12 protein-coding genes, 2 rRNA genes and 1 pseudogene are annotated in these 19035 nt (G+C 67.7%); 6 read left to right on the forward strand and 9 right to left on the reverse strand.

Annotated elements, in window-relative coordinates:
- Positions 1–31 precede the first annotated feature (31 nt).
- Positions 32–1195, forward strand: coding sequence for a winged helix-turn-helix domain-containing protein (locus tag ACQPWZ_RS14165; protein WP_433571500.1), 1164 nt, complete (start codon positions 32–34; stop codon positions 1193–1195).
- Here ACQPWZ_RS14165 and ACQPWZ_RS14170 read toward each other — a convergent pair.
- The 7 genes from ACQPWZ_RS14170 to mtnA all read right to left on the reverse strand — a co-directional run bounded on the left by ACQPWZ_RS14170 (position 1188) and on the right by mtnA (position 9776).
- On the reverse strand, positions 1188–1937 hold the full coding sequence (locus ACQPWZ_RS14170; RefSeq protein WP_340473397.1) for a response regulator transcription factor: 750 nt from the start codon (positions 1935–1937) through the stop codon (positions 1188–1190). The two genes, ACQPWZ_RS14165 and ACQPWZ_RS14170, sit on opposite strands and share 8 nt — an antisense overlap.
- Positions 1938–2138: 201 nt before the next feature.
- Positions 2139–2828: a ribosome hibernation-promoting factor, HPF/YfiA family gene (gene hpf, locus ACQPWZ_RS14175; RefSeq protein ID WP_313946008.1), complete on the reverse strand. Its 690-nt coding sequence runs from the start codon at positions 2826–2828 to the stop codon at positions 2139–2141.
- A 332-nt stretch (positions 2829–3160) separates the two neighbouring features.
- Complete coding sequence (locus ACQPWZ_RS14180) at positions 3161–3886, reverse strand: ComF family protein (RefSeq protein ID WP_433571501.1); 726 nt, start codon at positions 3884–3886, stop codon at positions 3161–3163.
- Between the two features lie 181 nt (positions 3887–4067).
- Positions 4068–5882, reverse strand: a complete 1815-nt coding sequence (locus ACQPWZ_RS14185; RefSeq protein ID WP_433571502.1) for an LpqB family beta-propeller domain-containing protein — start codon at positions 5880–5882, stop codon at positions 4068–4070.
- 34 nt (positions 5883–5916) lie between these two features.
- A complete protein-coding gene (gene mtrB, locus ACQPWZ_RS14190) occupies positions 5917–7938 on the reverse strand; it encodes an MtrAB system histidine kinase MtrB (protein ID WP_340473400.1) in 2022 nt (673 codons plus the stop codon).
- 1 nt (position 7939) lies between these two features.
- Positions 7940–8629, reverse strand: coding sequence for a two-component system response regulator MtrA (gene mtrA / locus ACQPWZ_RS14195; RefSeq protein ID WP_187438793.1), 690 nt, complete (start codon positions 8627–8629; stop codon positions 7940–7942).
- 4 nt (positions 8630–8633) lie between these two features.
- Positions 8634–9776: an S-methyl-5-thioribose-1-phosphate isomerase gene (gene mtnA / locus ACQPWZ_RS14200; protein ID WP_433571503.1), complete on the reverse strand. Its 1143-nt coding sequence runs from the start codon at positions 9774–9776 to the stop codon at positions 8634–8636.
- Positions 9777–9958: 182 nt separating this feature from the next.
- Here mtnA and ACQPWZ_RS14205 point away from each other — a divergent pair, with 182 nt between their 5' ends.
- The 5 genes and pseudogenes from ACQPWZ_RS14205 to ACQPWZ_RS14225 all read left to right on the forward strand — a co-directional run bounded on the left by ACQPWZ_RS14205 (position 9959) and on the right by ACQPWZ_RS14225 (position 15374).
- Positions 9959–11185, forward strand: coding sequence for a DUF7544 domain-containing protein (locus ACQPWZ_RS14205; protein WP_433571504.1), 1227 nt, complete (start codon positions 9959–9961; stop codon positions 11183–11185).
- Between the two features lie 4 nt (positions 11186–11189).
- Entirely contained in the window at positions 11190–11879 is a 690-nt protein-coding gene (locus tag ACQPWZ_RS14210) for a DUF4129 domain-containing protein (protein WP_433571505.1), read from the forward strand.
- Positions 11876–13075, forward strand: coding sequence for a DUF4350 domain-containing protein (locus ACQPWZ_RS14215; RefSeq protein ID WP_433571506.1), 1200 nt, complete (start codon positions 11876–11878; stop codon positions 13073–13075). Before ACQPWZ_RS14210 ends, ACQPWZ_RS14215 begins: the two co-directional genes overlap by 4 nt.
- A pseudogene (locus tag ACQPWZ_RS14220) lies at positions 13072–14054 on the forward strand (AAA family ATPase). Before ACQPWZ_RS14215 ends, ACQPWZ_RS14220 begins: the two are co-directional and overlap by 4 nt.
- 9 nt (positions 14055–14063) lie before the next feature.
- Entirely contained in the window at positions 14064–15374 is a 1311-nt protein-coding gene (locus ACQPWZ_RS14225; RefSeq protein ID WP_433571507.1) for a DUF58 domain-containing protein, read from the forward strand.
- A gap of 93 nt (positions 15375–15467) precedes the next feature.
- Here the strand turns inward: ACQPWZ_RS14225 and rrf are convergent.
- Both rrf and ACQPWZ_RS14235 read right to left on the reverse strand, forming a co-directional pair.
- Positions 15468–15584 (reverse strand): 5S ribosomal RNA (gene rrf / locus ACQPWZ_RS14230).
- Between the two features lie 88 nt (positions 15585–15672).
- A 23S ribosomal RNA gene (locus ACQPWZ_RS14235) occupies positions 15673–18795 on the reverse strand.
- Positions 18796–19035 lie beyond the last annotated feature (240 nt).

The following is a 19035-nucleotide window of genomic DNA, read 5'->3' on the forward strand; positions in this document are numbered from 1 at the left end:
GATGTCAGTGCCGCCGTCTATCGTGCGGACCATGACCACGCTGCCGCCTCCCGCCGCCGATCTGTCCGCCGACGAGGCCCGCCGTATCGCGCTGCGGGCCCAGGGGTTCCTCGGCGCGCCGGACCGGCGCGGCGGGGTGCGCGGGGTGCTGCGGCACCTGGGTGCCGTCCAGCTGGACACGATCTCGGTGCTGGCCCGCTCGCACGAGCTGATCCCCTACGCCCGTCTCGGCGCGGTCGGCCGTCGCACGGTCGAGGACGCGTACTGGACCGAGGGCCACAGCTTCGAGTACTGGTCGCACGCGGCCTGCATCCTGCCCGTCGAGGAGTGGCCTCACTTCGGGTTCCGCCGCCGGGCCTACCGCGCCCGCCCGCACTGGTCGCACGACCTGCCGGACGGCGCCTACGACACCGTGATCAAGCAGCTGCGCGCCGAAGGCCCGCTCACCGCGACGGAGTTGGGCGGTGCGAAGAACGGCGGCGAGTGGTGGGACTGGTCCGCCTCCAAGGTCGCTGTCGAGCGGGCCCTGATGTACGGCGAGGTGGTGTGCACCGAACGGCGCAGCTGGAAGCGGGTGTACGACCTGGCCGAACGGGCCATTCCCGACGACCTCCTGCACACCGAGCTGGACGACGCGGAGTGCCTGCGCCGGCTCGTCCGGCTCGCCGGCCGGTCCCTGGGCATCGGCACCCGCGCGGACATCGCCGACTACCACCGCCTCAAGGGCGAGCAGTTCGACGCGGTGGTCGCGGACTCCGGTCTCGTGCCGGTGACGGTCGAGGGCTGGTCCAAGCCGGCGTGGGCCGATCCCGAGGCGCTGGCGGCTGTGCCCCGGGGCCGCCATCGCACGACCCTGCTGTCCCCGTTCGACTCGCTGATCTGGGAGCGCGCACGGACGGAACGCATCTTCGGCTTCACCCACCGGCTCGAGGCGTACGTCCCGAAGCCCAAGCGGGTGTACGGCTACTTCGCCATGCCGCTGCTCGCCGGCGGGAAGCTGCTGGGGCGTGTCGACCCCGCGCGCGAGGGCACGACGCTCGTGGCCAGGCATGTCTCGCTCGACACTCCGAAGGCCGTGGCGCCCATGGCACAGGCCCTGCGGGAGGCCGCCGAGTGGGTGGGCTGCGACACGGTCCGGATCGAGCGGGTCGACCGCCCCGAGCTGCGGGCCGGTCTTCTCGCCGAGCTCACCTGATCTCGAGGATCTTCTCCCGCATCGCGTAGACCACGGCCTCCATCCGGGAGTGCAGTTGAAGCTTCTCCAGGATGTTGCGGACGTGGTTCTTCACGGTGTTCTCCGAGATGAACAACTCCTTGGCGATGTCACGGTTGTTCATGCCCGTGGCCACCAGCTTGAGCACCTCCAGCTCACGCTCGGTGAGCCGCGGCGCCGGCACGAGCCGGCGTTCGTCGGTGCGCTGGATCATCGACTTGAACTCGGTGAGCAGCTTGGACGCCATGGACGGGCTGATCTGCGACTGTCCGTCAGCCACCGCGCGGATGGCCGTCGCCACCTCGTCGGTGGAGATCTCCTTGAGGAGGTAGCCGGTCGCGCCCGCCTTGATCGCGTCGTAGAGGTCGGCCTCCTCGTCGCTGATCGTCAGCATGATGATTTTCGCGCTGGGGGCCACCTCTTTGATGGAGGTACAGGCCTCGATACCGCCGCGCCTGGGCATCCGCACATCCATCAGCACGATGTCCGGCAGCAGGTCCGCGGCCTTGTCCACCGCTTCCGCACCGTCGCCCGCCTCGCCGACGACCTGGATGTCCTCCTCCTGGGCGAGGACGATCTCCAGTCCGCGCCGGAAGAGGGCGTGGTCGTCCACCACGAGGACACGGATCGGCTCCGCGCGGGAGCTGCTCCTGTCCGCGTCGGTCTCGACGACCGTGTCTGCGGCGTCGCCCGCGGCGCGTACCGGCCCGAAGCTGTCCGCCATCGTTCCTCCCCCTGAAGGCAGTGGCCTGAAGGTCATGTGTGGTTCACCAACCTCAGTGCATGGCACACGGGTTGGCTTCCTGACGCCATGCTTTCATGCCGGGGCGACAGTGCGGTCGTTCCAGGTCGCGCGGTGGTGCCCCCGAGGGCGCGCTGGGCGCTCGGGGGCACCACCGACCTGCGGTTCTGTGCGACGGCCGCGTCAGCCGCCGAGTGCACCTCCGGCGCCGCCCGCCTCGGAGCCGGCCAGCGGGTCGCTCTCCAGGTGGATGACGCCGTAGTCGTACGCGTGCCGCCGGTAGACGACACTGGGCTGCTTCGTCTCGGAGTCGACGAAGAGATAGAAGTCGTGTCCGACCAGTTCCATCTCGTAGAGGGCCTGGTCGAGCGTCATCGGTGCTGCGGTGTGGAGCTTCTCGCGGACCACCAGCGGTCCCTCGCCCTGTACTTCGAGCGAGCCCATCCTGGTGGTGGGAACGGTCTGCGGCGTCTCCACGGAGCGGAGCTGTCCGTTGCCGTTCAGCTCGGCCACACCAGGCACGACGTCGGCGACCTCGGCTGCCGAAATCCGGCCGCTGCCACGTCGGTTGTGGCGCTTGTCGTGCTGCTTGCGAAGCCTGCCTTCCAGCTTCGCCGTTGCCAGGTCAAGCGCTGCGTAGGGGTCGGCGGCCGCTGCTTCTGCCCGGATCACCGGGCCCCGCGAGTGGAGGGTGATCTCCACGCGGTCGGAACGGTCGGCCTGCCGCGGGTTGTGCTCCTTGGACACCTCGACGTCCAGGCTGATCACCTTGCCGTCGAGCTTCTGGATCTTGTCCAGCTTCAGCTTCTCGGCCACGTGCTTGCGGAACCGCTCAGGCACCTCTGTCTTGCGGCCCTTGACGACGATGTCCACGCAGAACTCCGTTCCGGATTGCCCCGCCTGCGCGTCGGCTGCGGAGCGTCTCCCTCTTGCACCAGACCCCGGTGTGTGCCGGAGTCTCGGACTAGGCGACTTTCACCTCCTCCTCCCCCGGAGACAAGATCTCCACCCCACCAATTTTGAGGTTGTCGTAGCCTCGAATCCCTGGCCGGAAGCACGGCAGTGCATTCGGTGAGGTCCGGGCTTTCCCCATTCCTCACAACCGAACATAGCTCTATCGGGCGGGTCTCGGCACCCGCTACCAGCGCGTACCTCCGTTCAGGGCAATTTCGGCTCTCACTACCTGCAACGTTGCGCGTTCCCTGTCAGTTCCGGTTTATTTCGAAAGCCGAGGGTGGGACTGCGACGACCGCCGCGGCCGGCTCGTCGAATCCGGTAAATCGCTGTTCCATGGCCGTACGGAGCGCCCGCGCCGCCTCCGCCAGTGACGCGCCCGTGGTCATCAGGTCGTCCACCAGAACCGCTCTGCCGCCCTCCAGAAGCCGTCCTGCGCCGCCGACGGCCACGAGGGCCCCGGACAGATTCGCCACTCTCTCGCGGGCCGTCAGGCCCGCCTGGTCGGCCACCTCACGCCGCTGCCGCAGCACCGGCAGCGCTCTCGCCCTCGTCCCCGTGCGCCGCAGCTCCCCGGCGGCGGCCAGCGCGATCCTGCGCGCCGCATCGTGTCCCCTGGCCCGCACCGCGTGCCGCGCCGACGGCACCGGCACGAGCAGCAGTGGCCCCTCTCCCCGGGCGGCCGGGGACGCCGAGGCCCGCACCGCCGCGGCCAGCGCGACGCCGAGGGGCCGGGCCAGCCCCAGAGCGCCACGCTCCTTGTGCGCGATCAGCACGGCCCGCACCCCATCGGCGTAAGGAGCGGCGGCATGGACCTCCGGCAGGCCCACCGGCTCGGGGTCGGGCCTCGCACGGCGCGCAGAGGAGCCGTACAGCTCATGCGTGCATTTCTCGCACAGCGGCGTCCGGGGCACACCGCAGCCTCCGCATGCGGCCGGCAGCACCAGGCCGGAGATTTCCTGCCACCACCTCCGCATGACCTCCACTGTGCCCGCACCCGGAAGGTCCGGCCACCCCTGTGGACAACGGCCTGTGGATAACCAGCCTGTTGACCGGCCCACGCCGACGGGGCGCCCCCGGCTGCCGGCGGGACGCGGCCCAAGAGCCCCAAGAGCCCAGGGCCGCAGGTCTCCTAGCGTCTGATGCGAACGACAGACCCTAGCCCGGGTAGACCGGCGCCCTGCCCTTCTCCACGATCGGCTGCCAGTTCGCACCCGCCGGAAGTCGCACGATGCCGTCGTCCTCGGAGTACGCCACGAGCGGGCGGTCCTCGCCGTCCGCCGCGGCGACCGACTGCACGCCGTTGAGGCCGGGCAGCACGCCCGTGTCCCAAGTCGAGCCGTCCGTCTGGATGTAGCGGACCTGCTGCACCCCGCCGGATTCCTTGCCGACCACCACGAGCCGGCTGGGGCCGGCCCATGAGACGGCCGTGACGGTCTCCATCCGCGGTGCCGCGGGCTCCAGTTCGGCCACGGTCACCACCGGATTGCTCTTGGGGCCGCGCTCCACCCGCCCGATCTTCAGCGTGGTCTTGCCGTGCTCCGTCAGAAGCAGCGCGACGCGCGCGCCGTCCGCGGACACCTTCACGGACTCGATGCGTGCGGCGCCCAGAAGGGGAACGTTGACCTTCTGCGGAGTGCCCTTCCCGCCCACGAGACGCAGCAACGCCGGGTTCTCCGGGTTGCGGTCGGCGATCCACAGGTCCTTGCGGCCGTCCCAGCTGGGTGCCGACAGCCGGGTGTCCTGCGTCTTGCCGAGGCTGCGCACCACGGGAGCCGCCAGCTGGGAATCCGTCTCGATCGACGAGACGTACAGGCTGGAGAAGTCCTTGGAGACCGCGGCCGCGGTGTCCTCGTCGTGCGCCACCCCGACAACACTGATCGGCAGCTGTCCGTCACCGAACGGCCCGCGCACGTTGGCCGGAGTGGCAGCTTCCTTCGTGGCGCCCGACAGCCACGCCAGCCGGTTCTTGGCATCGACGAAGTACGGATACACCGGCTTCCCCGACGCCCGGTCCGGCGCGTAACCGTCCGCCTCGACGCTGTCGAGCACGCACAGCTGCGTGCCGTTCGAACGCTCCAGCTCAACCTGTTCGACGCGGGTGGACGACAGTTCCCTGAGCGTGAGCGAGATCTGCGCAGCCATCTTCTTGCACTGCTCGCGGCCGACGTTGGACGCCTTCTCGTTGAGAGGCACCTTCAGCACGTTCCGGTCGTCGAACGCGAGGGACGTGACGCCGCTCTTCAGCGCCGTACCCCGCGGGAAGCGCGAGTCCACCACCGGGTCCAGCCAGTCCGTGGGCCCGTCGAGCAGCGCGTTGACCGACTGCGTCACGGGATCCATCCGTGTCACCGGATCCATCCGCTGCCGGATGAACACCGGGTCCGACACGACGGTTTCCCCTGCTCCACCCGGTGCGGCGGCGAAGTAGTACTTGTTGATCGAGACGTAGTTCCGCTGGAAGTCGGACGCGCCGAGCAGCAGGCCCGGCGGCGGGCTGTCGATGCGCCACTCGCCCTTGCCCTCTATGCCGCCCTGGCGGGAGAGATGCATCGTCCAGTCGTAGTCTTCCGCCTCGGTCGTGCTCGCCTGGAAGGCGTGCTGCGAGTCGACCACGGCGATCTGCTTGCCCTTGAGCTGGTAACTGGTCCCCGTGCTGACTCCGCCCACCGCGGCCCGGCCGGCGGTGGGAGCCGTCTCCAGCACCGTCGTACTGGCGTCGGGCCGCCACTTCTGCGACGCCTCGGGCGTCAGATACGTCCGGGCGATGGCGAAATTGGCATCGTCACTGGTCATCGCCTCGAGGAAGCCGTTGACGATCTCGTCGGCCGCCGCTCCCTTGCGGGGCTTCACCGCGTACACCTGCACCTCGGAGTCGGCGCCCGGGGACGCCTTCACGGGACGGATGTCACCGGTGTCGGGCATCGAGGCACACCCGGCCAGCACACCGCCGGCGCCGAGCAGCGCGACCATACGCAGCGCGCCTCGACGTCCCCTACGACGCGGATCAGCGCCCACGATTCGTGTCCTCCCGGTCGGAAGCAGGCTGCGCGAAGGCCGAGTCCTGCCGTTCGTTCCCCGGACGCGCCACGACCCGGGCGCCGTTGCCGGGCAGGGCGGTCGGGTCCACGCCCTGCGGGGGCGTACGAGGCGGTACCGGAGCACCCGGCGGTACGGAGAGCGGCGAACGGTCCGACACGGACTGAACGGGAACGGACGCCAGCAGGTGCCCGTTCAGGTGCGGGCCGGCCACCTCGGCCAGGGCGCGCTCCCGGTTCTGCCGCGAGTCCTCCGGCTCCAGGGGTATCGGCGAACCGCGCAGCGGCTCGTCCGCGGTCCGCGGCAGCGTCAGACGGAACTGCGAACCGCCGCCCGGCTCGCCCCATGCCTGGAGCCAGCCACCGTGCAGCCGCGCGTCCTCGACGGCAATGGACAGACCGAGACCGGTACCGCCGGTGGTACGCGCTCTGGCCGGGTCGGCCCGCCAGAAGCGGTTGAACACCCGGGTCGCCTCTCCGGGCTTCAGTCCCACGCCGTAGTCCCGTACGGCCACGGCGACCGCACCGCCGGCGACCGCCATGCGCACGATCACGTCCCGGCCTTCGCCGTGCTCGACGGCGTTGACGACGAGGTTGCGCAGCACCCGCTCGACGCGGCGGGCGTCGGCCTCGGCCACGACGGGCTGCTCGTCACCGACCACGCGTATCCGGGTGCCCTTGCGCTCGGCGAGCGGCTCGGCACCACCGATCACCCGCCGTACGACTTCGCGGAGGTCTATCGGCTCGGCCTCCAGCGCGGCCGCTCCCGCATCGAAGCGGCTGATCTCCAGCAGGTCGGAGAGCAGCGACTCGAACCGGTCGAGCTGGTCCCCGAGGAGCTCTGCCGAACGCGCGGTCACCGGATCGAAGTCGACCCGAGCCTCATGGATGACGTCGGCCGCCATCCGCACCGTCGTCAGCGGGGTCCGCAGTTCGTGGGAGACGTCCGAGACGAAGCGGCGCTGCATCCGGGAGAGCTCCTCCAGCTGCTGGATCTTGAGCTGAAGGCTCTGCGCCATCTTGTTGAAGGCTTCACCGAGTCTGGCGATGTCGTCCTCACCGGTGACCTTCATCCGCTCCTGGAGACGGCCGGCGGAGAGCCGCTCGGCGATCCCGGCGGCCATACGCACCGGCGTGACGATCTGCCGCACCACGAGCCAGGCGATGGCACCCAGCAGCACGACGACGAACAGCCCGGCCGTGGCCAGCGTGCCTCGGACCAGATTGAGCGACTGCTCCTCCTGCGCGAGCGGGAAGACGTAGTACAGCTCGTACGGATATTCCTCGATGTCGTTGAGCCGGGTGCCGACGACCAGGCCGGGCTCCGGCTCGTGATCGTCGTTGTACTTGATCTGGATGTACGTCTCGTACGTCCCCGTGCCCTGGTCCACGGCGTCCCGCAGCTCCTGCGGAATGCTGGACGGGTCCACGCTGCCCGAGGTACGCGGGAATCGGTTGCCCGCGTTGGCGGCGTCGGCGCTCAGCGCCACCACGTTGAACGCGCCCTGGCCACCACTGGCCAGCTGTTCCACGAGGTCGGACCGCCAGCTCGTCGCCGTACGGCCGCTCGTGCCGCCGCCGTCCTGCGCACCGGACTCGGTCCGCAGGTTGGCAGCCCGCTCCCGCGCCACGGCGAAACCGCCGGCCGCCTGGCTCTGCGCCGCCTTCGCCTTGGCGTCGAGCAGGCCGTTACGCACCTGCCCGATGACGACGAACCCGAGGAGCGCGACCACACCGAGGGACATCAGCAGCGTCATCGCGACAACCCTGAGCTGGATGTTCCGGCGCCACAGCCGCACAGCGGGCAGCAGCGGCCTACGCACCCAGCGCAGGAAGAGCCGGAGCATCAGACGGCCGGGATCGCCGTTTCGACCCGACCGCCCGCCACGCAGCAGGCGGCCGAATCGCGACGTCTCATGCCCCGGTCCGGCAGCCCGCCCCGTACGGACTCCCGGCTCCCCGGGCTTCGGAGCAACACTGCCTCGGGTCATATCAGCTCGGTCCGGCCTTGTAACCGACACCACGTACGGTCACCACGATCTCCGGACGCTCCGGGTCCTTCTCGACCTTGGAGCGCAGCCTCTGGACGTGCACGTTCACCAGCCTGGTGTCGGCGGCGTGACGGTAGCCCCAGACCTGCTCGAGCAGCACCTCACGGGTGAACACCTGCCACGGCTTACGGGCCAGCGCGACGAGCAGGTCGAACTCCAGCGGGGTCAGCGCGATGGACTGTCCCTCCCGCTTCACGGAGTGACCGGCCACATCGATGACCAGATCACCGATCGCCAGCTGTTCCGGCGCCGGCTCCTCCGACCTCCTCAGCCGCGCCCGGATCCGGGCGACCAGCTCCTTCGGCTTGAACGGTTTCACGATGTAGTCGTCGGCCCCGGACTCCAGGCCGACCACCACGTCCACGGTGTCGCTCTTGGCGGTGAGCATCACGATCGGCACGCCGGACTCCGCCCTGATCAGGCGGCACACCTCGATGCCGTCCCGTCCGGGCAGCATGAGGTCCAGCAGCACAAGATCCGGTTTTGCCTCACGGAAAGCGGCAAGTGCCTTGTCGCCGTCCGCTACGAACGACGGCTCGAAACCTTCACCACGCAGCACAATCCCGAGCATCTCGGCCAGTGCGGTGTCGTCATCGACGACAAGGACTCGTCCCTTCATAATCGACATCATCCCATTAGCTAATCGTTACCTGGCGTGACCTGGCACACAGCTCCGCGATTCCACCGCCGGTGACCGGCGACAACGCCCCCAGTTCGGTGACGATCGCCGTCACCAGATCCGGCGGCGTGACATCGAAGGCCGGGTTGTACGCCTGGGTCCCCAGCGGCGCGACGGGAAGCCCGCCGCCCACTGCTCCCGCGGCCGCAGGAACCTGCGGGGCGGTGACTTCCGTGACTTCGTGTCCGGCCCTCTGCTCCACCTCGATCGACGCCCCGTCCGGCGTACTCAGGTCCACCGTCGTGGTCGGGGCGACCACGATGAACGGCACATGGTGGTACTTCGCCAGTACGGCGAGCGGATAGCTCCCCACCTTGTTGGCCACCGAGCCGTCCGCGGCTATGCGGTCGGCGCCTATGAGTACCGCATCCACCTCCCCCGCGGCGAACAGGGAGCCCGCGGCACTGTCCGTGAGCAGCGTGTAGGGCATGCCGTTACGAGCGGCTTCGTACGCCGTCAGCCGCGCCCCCTGGAGCAGAGGCCGGGTCTCGTCCACCCACAGCCGACGCAGCTCGCCGGCCCGGTGGGCGTGAAGCGCCACGGCGAACGCCGTGCCCTCCCCGCCCGAGACCAGCGCACCGCTGTTGCAGTGGGTCAGGATCCGGTGCCCGCCGCCCGGCAGCAGCTCATCGAGCAGAGCGAGCCCGTGACCGGCCATCTGGGCACTGGCCTCGGCATCCTCCCGGTGCAGCTCTCTCGCGGCCGTCAGAGCCGCCTGAGCGGCCTCCTCGGGCCCCTTGTCGGCCGCCGCCCGGTATGCGGCCACCGCACGCCGCACCCCGTGGGCCAGGTTCACCGCGGTGGGCCGCGCGCCTTCGAGCAGTGGCGCCGCCTCCTCCACGTCGTAACCGCGTGCCGCGGCGAGCGCCACACCATAGGCACCGGCGATACCCAGCAGGGGTGCCCCGCGCACGGCGAGGGTCTGGATGGCCTGCACGAGGGCGGGCACGTCGGTGCAGACCAGCTCGACCTCCTCGGCAGGAAGCCGGGTCTGGTCGAGAAGCACCAGCACGGGCCCTTCCGGAGGCTCGCTCCAGCGCAGCGCGGGAAGCGGGGGCGGCTCGTCGCCCACCGGGTTTTGTGCGTACTGATCAGCCATCTGCCCAGTCTGCCCGGTGAGACTCCGACAATGAAGGTGCGAAGGAGATACAGGGCCCCGCCCACCAGCGGGCCCCGCGTGGCACGATGGCTGCCAGCCTGCCGACCCGATACACCGACAGGCCGTGTGAACGCTCCGGCTCGCCGAGCCGGCACCACAACCAGTGCATGAGGTGGACGACGGTGAACGACACTCCGGGCTGGGCCTCGCCCGGATCCGCTCCCTCCAACGGGCAGGACGACGCCGGCGTACCGCGGCCCGCCGGGCCCGCCGACGAGAGCGGCCCCGCCTCGAAGTGGTCCAAGGAGCAGCCGCCCGCCGGACAGTGGTCGGCGCCGACGGGACCGCCGCAGACTCCCCCGCCTGTACCGCCGCCCGCCCCCGGCTGGGGCGGCGGTCCGCCGCGCGGCGCGTGGGGTCCGCCCCCCGCGGCCAAGCCGGGTGTCATCCCGCTCCGCCCGCTGGGAGTCGGTGAGATTCTCGACGGCGCGGTCTCCACGCTGCGCGCCCACTGGCGCACGGTCCTGGGCATCACGATCACCGTCTCCGTGATCTCCCAGATCTGCGACATTCTCGTCGAGCGCTACCTGCTCCCCACACCCCCCGAGGTCGACCCCGACGCGGACCCGTCGGAGGCGCTGCGCCAGTCCGTCGACTCGCTGCAGGCCAGCCTGGTGGCCATGGGCCCGTCGATCCTCATCGCGCTGGTCGGCACGCTCTTCACCACCGCCCTGCTCACCATGGTCATCAGCCGCTCGGTACTGGGCCGCCCGGTCAGTCTCTCCGAGGCCTGGCAGGAGGCCCGCCCCCGGCTGCCCCAACTCCTCGGTCTCACCCTGCTGCTGCCGCTGATGAGCGTGGGAATCATGGCCGTGGCGCTGGTACCCGGTCTTCTGATCGGCGGCGGCGCCGGAGTCGCGCTCGCCGTCCTCGGAGGACTCGTCGCCGTACCGGTCATCCTGTGGCTGATGGTCCGCTTCGCCCTCGCCTCTCCGGCCCTGATGCTGGAGCGCCAGGGCGTCATCCAGTCCCTGCGCCGCTCCGCCAAGCTGGTGCAGGGCGCCTGGTGGCGGACGTTCGGCATCATCGCGCTCACGCTGCTGCTGACTCTGCTGGTGTCGATGATCATCGCGGTGCCGTTCAGCGTGATCGCGTTCGCCGTGGACGGCACCGGATTCGGCGACCTCTTCTCCGGCACCACACCGGAATTCGGCTGGGCCTTCCTGATCATCACGGGTATCGGCTCGGTGATCGCGTCCTCCATCACCTACCCGATCTCCGCGGGTGTGACGGTGCTCCTCTACATCGACCAGCGCATCCGCCGCGAGGCTCTGGACATCGAACTCGCCCGGGCCGCAGGCGTCTCCCGCTACGGCTCCGAGCCGCCCGGCACTCCCACCAGGGGCTGATGCGGTGTTCACCGCGGGGGGTGTGACAGCAGTGCGGGCGGCCTTGGCCGCCGGCGACGACGTGCCGGTGGACACTCCTCGGATACCGGCCAGGGAGGCGGCGGAGCGCGAGCTGTCGAAGCCGATGTACCACGAGAACGACCCGAGCCTGCTCCAGCGCGCCCTCGACCGCTTCTGGGAGTGGGTGGGCGGCATCTTCGACACCGCCTCCGGCGCCACCCCCGGCGGCCCGCTCGGCCTTGTCGTCGTCGTCCTGCTGGTCATCGGCCTGATCGCCGCCCTCTGGTGGCGACTTGGCACCCCCCACCGCGCTGCGACCTCGGCCGACTCGCTCTTCGACGACATCCCCCGTAGCGCGGCGGAACACCGCAGCGCCGCAGAGACCCACGCGGCGGCTGAGCGCTGGAACCAGGCCGTCCAGGAACGGATGCGTGCCATCGTCCGCTCGCTGGAAGAACGCGCCCTCCTCGATCCGCGTCCGGGCCGCACCGCCGACGAGGCCGCTGCCGAAGGCGGCCGCTCCCTCCCCGACCACGCCGCCGGACTGCGCGCCGCCGCCAGGGAGTTCGACGACGTCACATACGGCGGCCGGAGTGCCGACCGGCAGGCGTATCTGCGCTTGCGGGACCTCGACCTCGAACTGGAGCGCGCCAAGCCCCAACTCGCCGGCGCGTCCCAAGGAGCAGCCGGATGACAGGGGTTGCCCCCAGCTCCACGTCCATGTCCCCCACCGGCCGCCAGGTGTGGACCCGCACCCGCGGTCTGCTGCTGGCCCTGGTGATTCTCCTGGTGGCGGGCATCACCCTGGCCGCACTGCAATCCGGCGACCAGCACGGACGCCTCGACCCGCGCTCGGCCGACGGTCTGGGCAGCCGCGCCGTGGCCGAGATCCTCAAGGACGGCGGTGTCTCCACCCGTGTGGTCACCACTTTGGACGAGGCAACTGCCGCTACCGACATGAACACCACGCTTCTGGTGGCGACGCCCGACCTGCTGACGGACAGCCAACAGGAAACCCTGCGGGCGGCGACAGCAACCTCCGGCGGACGCACCGTGCTCGTCTCCGCCGGTGCCGCATCCGTCGAGACGCTGGCCCCCGGGGTGCGCGCCGACACCCCCGCCCCTGTCGCGGCCCGCGCTCCCCAGTGCTCCCTCCCGGCTGCGCGCAGAGCCGGCGACGCCGACCTCGGCGGCGAACGCTACGTCACCAAGACGCCTGGGACCGACGCCTGTTACCCGAGCGAGGGACTGCCCAGCCTCGTCAGGATCGATGACTCCGAAGGCGGCGACACTGTCCTGCTCGGTGCCGCCGACATCCTGTACAACGACCGCCTCGACCAGCGCGGCAACGCCTCGCTTGCGCTCCAGCTCCTCGGTTCCCGCCCTCATCTGGTCTGGTACCTCCCCTCGCTCACCGACGGCTCCGCCCCTCAGGACGGCACCGATGCAGACACCGACAGCACGTTCTTCGATCTGATCCCTTCGGGCTGGCTCTGGGGCACCCTCCAACTGACATTCGCCGCCGCCCTTGCAGCCATCTGGCGTGCCCGTCGCCTGGGCCCCCTCGTCACCGAACGGCTGCCGGTGGCCATCCGGGCATCCGAATCAACGCAGGGACGCGCCCGCCTCTACCGCAAGGTGAACGCCCGTGACCGCGCCGCCGCGGCACTGCGCTCCGCCACCCGCACCCGGCTCGCGCCGCTTCTCGGCGTCTCCGCCGCCGACGCCCACTCTCCCGAGGCGCTACTCCCCGCCGTCTCGGCGCGCCTGACCGCCGGCGACCGGGATCTCACCGCCCTGCTGTTCGGGCCGGCGCCGGCCGACGACACCGCACTTGTTCACCTGGCAGACCAACTCGACGCCCTCGAAAGAGAGGTACGCACCTCATGAGCGCCCCGACACCCGAGACAGCTGAGAGCTCGGACCGCGCCCGCGCTTCCCTGGAAGCCCTGCGCACCGAGATCGCCAAGGCCGTGGTCGGCCAGGATCCCGCTGTCACCGGACTCGTCGTGGCCCTGCTCTGCCGCGGCCATGTCCTTCTCGAAGGCGTACCCGGAGTCGCCAAGACTCTCCTGGTCCGAGCACTCGCGGCGTCACTCGAACTCGACACCAAGCGTGTCCAGTTCACCCCCGACCTCATGCCCAGCGATGTCACCGGCTCGCTCGTCTACGACGCCCGCACCGCAGAGTTCTCCTTCCAGCCCGGCCCCGTCTTCACCAACCTTCTGCTCGCCGACGAGATCAATCGCACGCCTCCCAAGACCCAGTCCTCGCTCCTCGAGGCGATGGAAGAGCGCCAGGTCACGGTGGACGGCACGCCCCGCATGCTTCCGGATCCCTTCCTGGTGGCGGCTACGCAGAACCCCGTGGAGTACGAGGGGACCTATCCCCTGCCTGAAGCCCAACTCGACCGCTTCCTGCTGAAGCTGACCGTGCCGCTGCCTTCGCGGGACGACGAGATCGGCGTGCTGACCCGTCACGCCGAAGGCTTCAATCCGCGCGACCTCCACGCAGCAGGAGTACGCCCCGTCGCCGGGCCCGCCGACCTGGAGGCGGCCCGGGCCGCCGTCGCCAAGACCTCGGTGTCCGCCGAGATCACCGGCTATGTCGTCGATATCTGTCGTGCCACCCGCGAGTCCCCCTCACTCAATCTCGGTGTGTCCCCCGAGGCGCTACGGCCCTGTTGTCCACCGCCCGCGCGTGGGCGTGGCTCACCGGCCGCGACTACGTCATCCCCGACGACGTGAAGGCGCTGGCCCTGCCGACACTGCGCCACCGGATCCAGCTCCGGCCGGAAGCGGAGATGGAGGGGGTCACTGCCGACTCCGTCATCACCGCGATCCTCAGCCACGTCCCCGTCCCCCGCTGAGGCCCCGACATGGCCCTCACCGGACGAACCGCACTGCTAGCCGCTCTCGGCTCTCTCCCCGTGGGCATCCTCGCGCCCAGCTGGACGGGGATGCTTGCTGTGAATGCGCCTCTCTCTTTGGCAATCTTGTGCGACTACGCCCTCGCCGCGCCAGTGCGAACGCTCCGATTCACCCGAAGCGGTGACACATCAGTTCGACTCGGCGAACGTGCTGACGTCCAGTTGACGATCACCAACCCCTCAGCGCGCCGCCTGAGCGCCGACCTTCGCGACGCATGGCCTCCCAGCAGTTGGGTCGCCGGCACCGAGCAAGCCGCATCCCGGCACAAGGTGGCCGTGCCCGCAGGTGAACGCCGTCGCATCACCACCACGCTGCGCCCAACACGCCGCGGCGACCGTCATGCCGAACGGGTCACCGTCCGGTCGTACGGCCCTCTCGGTCTCGCCGCCCGCCAGAGCAATCACAGCGTCCCCTGGACGGTCCGCGTCCTGCCGCCGTTCGCCAGCCGCAAACACCTGCCGTCCCGCCTGGCCCGTCTGCGAGAACTCGACGGCCGCACCAGTGTCCTGATCCGTGGGCAGGGGACGGAGTTCGACAGTCTTCGTGACTACGTGCCCGGCGACGACACCCGCTCCATCGACTGGCGGGCCACCGCCCGCCGGACAACCGTTGCCGTGCGCACCTGGCGCCCGGAACGCGACCGTCACATCCTCGTTGTGCTCGACACCGGCCGCACGTCCGCCGGCCGAGTGGGAGATGTCCCGCGTCTCGACGCGGCAATGGACGCGGCCCTGCTCCTCACCGCGCTTGCCTCGCGCGCCGGCGACCGGGTCGATCTCCTGGCATACGACCGTCGTGTCCGAGCCCAGGTGCAGGGGCGATCCGCGGGCGAACTCCTGCCCGCCATGGTCAACGCCCTCGCTCCCCTGGAGCCGGAGCTCGTCGAGACCGATGCGCGTGGCCTGAGTGCGGCGGCTCTCAAGAGCGCTCCGCGACGATCGCTGATCGTGCTGTTCACCGGCCTCGATGCCGCCCCCATCGAAGAGGGCCTGCTCCCGGTCCTGCCTCAGCTCACCCAACGGCACACCGTGCTCGTGGCCGCGGTGGCTGATCCGCATATCCAGGAGATGTCCGCGGCCCGTGGGGAAGTGGAGGCCGTCTACGACGCCGCGGCGGGTACGCAGTCCCAGGCTCAGCGGCGCCGAACAGCGGAGCAACTTCAGCGCCATGGCGTCATCGTCGTGGACGCGACCCCGGACAATCTCGCTCCGGCCCTCGCCGACGCCTATTTGGCCCTGAAAGCGGCCGGCAAGCTGTAGAGAGGCAGATGCGGAGCCCAAGGGCTTCCGCCCATTCAGCCCGGAACGCAGAAAGGCCCCGCACCAGAGGTGCGGGGCCTTCCCACAATGATTGTTCGGCGGCGTCCTACTCTCCCACAGGGTCCCCCCTGCAGTACCATCGGCGCTGAAAGGCTTAGCTTCCGGGTTCGGAATGTAACCGGGCGTTTCCCTAACGCAATGACCACCGAAACACTATGAAGATATCGATCCGGAACCCACACAGACGGGGGTTCGACAGTTCGTTACTTCAGAACTAACACAGTGGACGCGAGCAACTGAGGACAAGCCCTCGGCCTATTAGTACCGGTCAACTCCACCCATTACTGGGCTTCCATATCCGGCCTATCAACCCAGTCGTCTACTGGGAGCCTTACCCTCTCAAGGAGGTGGGAATACTCATCTCGAAGCAGGCTTCCCGCTTAGATGCTTTCAGCGGTTATCCCTCCCGAACGTAGCCAACCAGCCATGCCCTTGGCAGGACAACTGGCACACCAGAGGTTCGTCCGTCCCGGTCCTCTCGTACTAGGGACAGCCCTTCTCAATATTCCTACGCGCACAGCGGATAGGGACCGAACTGTCTCACGACGTTCTAAACCCAGCTCGCGTACCGCTTTAATGGGCGAACAGCCCAACCCTTGGGACCGACTCCAGCCCCAGGATGCGACGAGCCGACATCGAGGTGCCAAACCATCCCGTCGATATGGACTCTTGGGGAAGATCAGCCTGTTATCCCCGGGGTACCTTTTATCCGTTGAGCGACGGCGCTTCCACAAGCCACCGCCGGATCACTAGTCCCGACTTTCGTCCCTGCTCGACCCGTCGGTCTCACAGTCAAGCTCCCTTGTGCACTTACACTCAACACCTGATTGCCAACCAGGCTGAGGGAACCTTTGGGCGCCTCCGTTACTTTTTGGGAGGCAACCGCCCCAGTTAAACTACCCATCAGACACTGTCCCTGATCCGGATCACGGACCCAGGTTAGACATCCAGCACGACCAGAGTGGTATTTCAACGATGACTCCACAACCACTGGCGTGGCCGCTTCACAGTCTCCCACCTATCCTACACAAGCCGAACCGAACACCAATATCAAACTGTAGTAAAGGTCCCGGGGTCTTTCCGTCCTGCTGCGCGAAACGAGCATCTTTACTCGTAGTGCAATTTCACCGGGCCTATGGTTGAGACAGTCGAGAAGTCGTTACGCCATTCGTGCAGGTCGGAACTTACCCGACAAGGAATTTCGCTACCTTAGGATGGTTATAGTTACCACCGCCGTTTACTGGCGCTTAAGTTCTCAGCTTCGCACGCCCGAAAGCGTACTAACCGGTCCCCTTAACGTTCCAGCACCGGGCAGGCGTCAGTCCGTATACATCGCCTTACGGCTTCGCACGGACCTGTGTTTTTAGTAAACAGTCGCTTCTCGCTGGTCTCTGCGGCCACCCCCAGCTCGAGGAGCAAGTCCTCTCACCAGTGATGGCCCCCTTCTCCCGAAGTTACGGGGGCATTTTGCCGAGTTCCTTAACCATAGTTCACCCGAACGCCTCGGTATTCTCTACCTGACCACCTGAGTCGGTTTAGGGTACGGGCCGCCATGAAACTCGCTAGAGGCTTTTCTCGACAGCATAGGATCATCCACTTCACCACAATCGGCTCGGCATCAGGTCTCAGCCTCAATGTGTGACGGATTTGCCTATCACACGGCCTACACCCTTACCCCGGGACAACCACCGCCCGGGCTGGACTACCTTCCTGCGTCACCCCATCGCTTACCTACTACCACCTTGGATCGCCGGCTCCACCACTTTCCATTCCCCGAAGGGTCCGGAACGGCTTCACGGGCTTAGCATTAATGGGCTCGATATTGGGCGTTTCAAAGCGGGTACCGGAATATCAACCGGTTGTCCATCGACTACGCCTGTCGGCCTCGCCTTAGGTCCCGACTTACCCTGGGCAGATCAGCTTGACCCAGGAACCCTTAGTCAATCGGCGCACACGTTTCTCACGTGTGTATCGCTACTCATGCCTGCATTCTCACTCGTGAACCGTCCACCACTGCCTTCCGGCGCGGCTTCACCCGGCACACGACGCTCCCCTACCCATCCCAGCAGGCGTTGGCCCTATATGCTGGAATGACACGACTTCGGCGGTACGCTTGAGCCCCGCTACATTGTCGGCGCGGAATCACTTGACCAGTGAGCTATTACGCACTCTTTCAAGGGTGGCTGCTTCTAAGCCAACCTCCTGGTTGTCTCTGCGACTCCACATCCTTTCCCACTTAGCGTACGCTTAGGGGCCTTAGTCGATGCTCTGGGCTGTTTCCCTCTCGACCATGGAGCTTATCCCCCACAGTCTCACTGCCGTGCTCTCACTTACCGGCATTCGGAGTTTGGCTAAGGTCAGTAACCCGGTAGGGCCCATCGCCTATCCAGTGCTCTACCTCCGGCAAGAAACACACGACGCTGCACCTAAATGCATTTCGGGGAGAACCAGCTATCACGGAGTTTGATTGGCCTTTCACCCCTAACCACAGGTCATCCCCCAGGTTTTCAACCCTGGTGGGTTCGGTCCTCCACGACCTCTTACAGCCGCTTCAACCTGCCCATGGCTAGATCACTCCGCTTCGGGTCTTGAGCGCGCTACTATGTCGCCCTATTCGGACTCGCTTTCGCTACGGCTTCCCCACACGGGTTAACCTCGCAACACACCGCAAACTCGCAGGCTCATTCTTCAAAAGGCACGCAGTCACGACGCAAGGAACAAGTTCCTTGCGCGACGCTCCCACGGCTTGTAGGCACACGGTTTCAGGTACTATTTCACTCCGCTCCCGCGGTACTTTTCACCATTCCCTCACGGTACTATCCGCTATCGGTCACCAGGGAATATTTAGGCTTAACGGGTGGTCCCGCCAGATTCACACGGGATTTCTCGGGCCCCGTGCTACTTGGGTGTCTCTTAAACGAGCCGCATGAATTTCAGCTACGGGGGTCTTACCCTCTACGCCGGACCTTTCGCATGTCCTTCGCCTATCCATACGGTTTCTGACTCGTCTCACCGCCGGCAGACGATGATAAAGAGATCCCACAACCCCGCATGCGCAACCCCTGCCGGGTATCACACGCATACGGTTTGGCCTCATCCGGTTTCGCTCGCCACTACTCCCGGAATCACGGTTGTTTTCTCTTCCTGAGGGTACTGAGATGTTTCACTTCCCCTCGTTCCCTCCACACTGCCTATGTGTTCAGCAGCGGGTGACAGCCCATGACGACTGCCGGGTTTCCCCATTCGGAAACCCCCGGATCAAAGCCTGGTTGACGACTCCCCGGGGACTATCGTGGCCTCCCACGTCCTTCATCGGTTCCTGGTGCCAAGGCATCCACCGTGCGCCCTTAAAAACTTGGCCACAGATGCTCGCGTCCACTGTGCAGTTCTCAAGCAACGACCAGCCACCCACCACCCCGCTGAAGACAGCGAGTTCACTGGGGCCGGCATCGCGAAGGTTCAGACAACTTTCTGTCCGCACCCTCAGATACCCAACAGCGCGCCCGGCACGACCAGTCGAATCCTGTGTTCCACGCCGAAGCAGTACTAACAGTCATCATCTGAGCCGTGCCGAATAGTCAACGTTCCACCCATGAGCAAC

The sequence above is a fragment of the Streptomyces sp. CA-251247 genome (assembly GCF_050952975.1).
GTDB lineage: Bacteria > Actinomycetota > Actinomycetes > Streptomycetales > Streptomycetaceae > Streptomyces > Streptomyces achmelvichensis.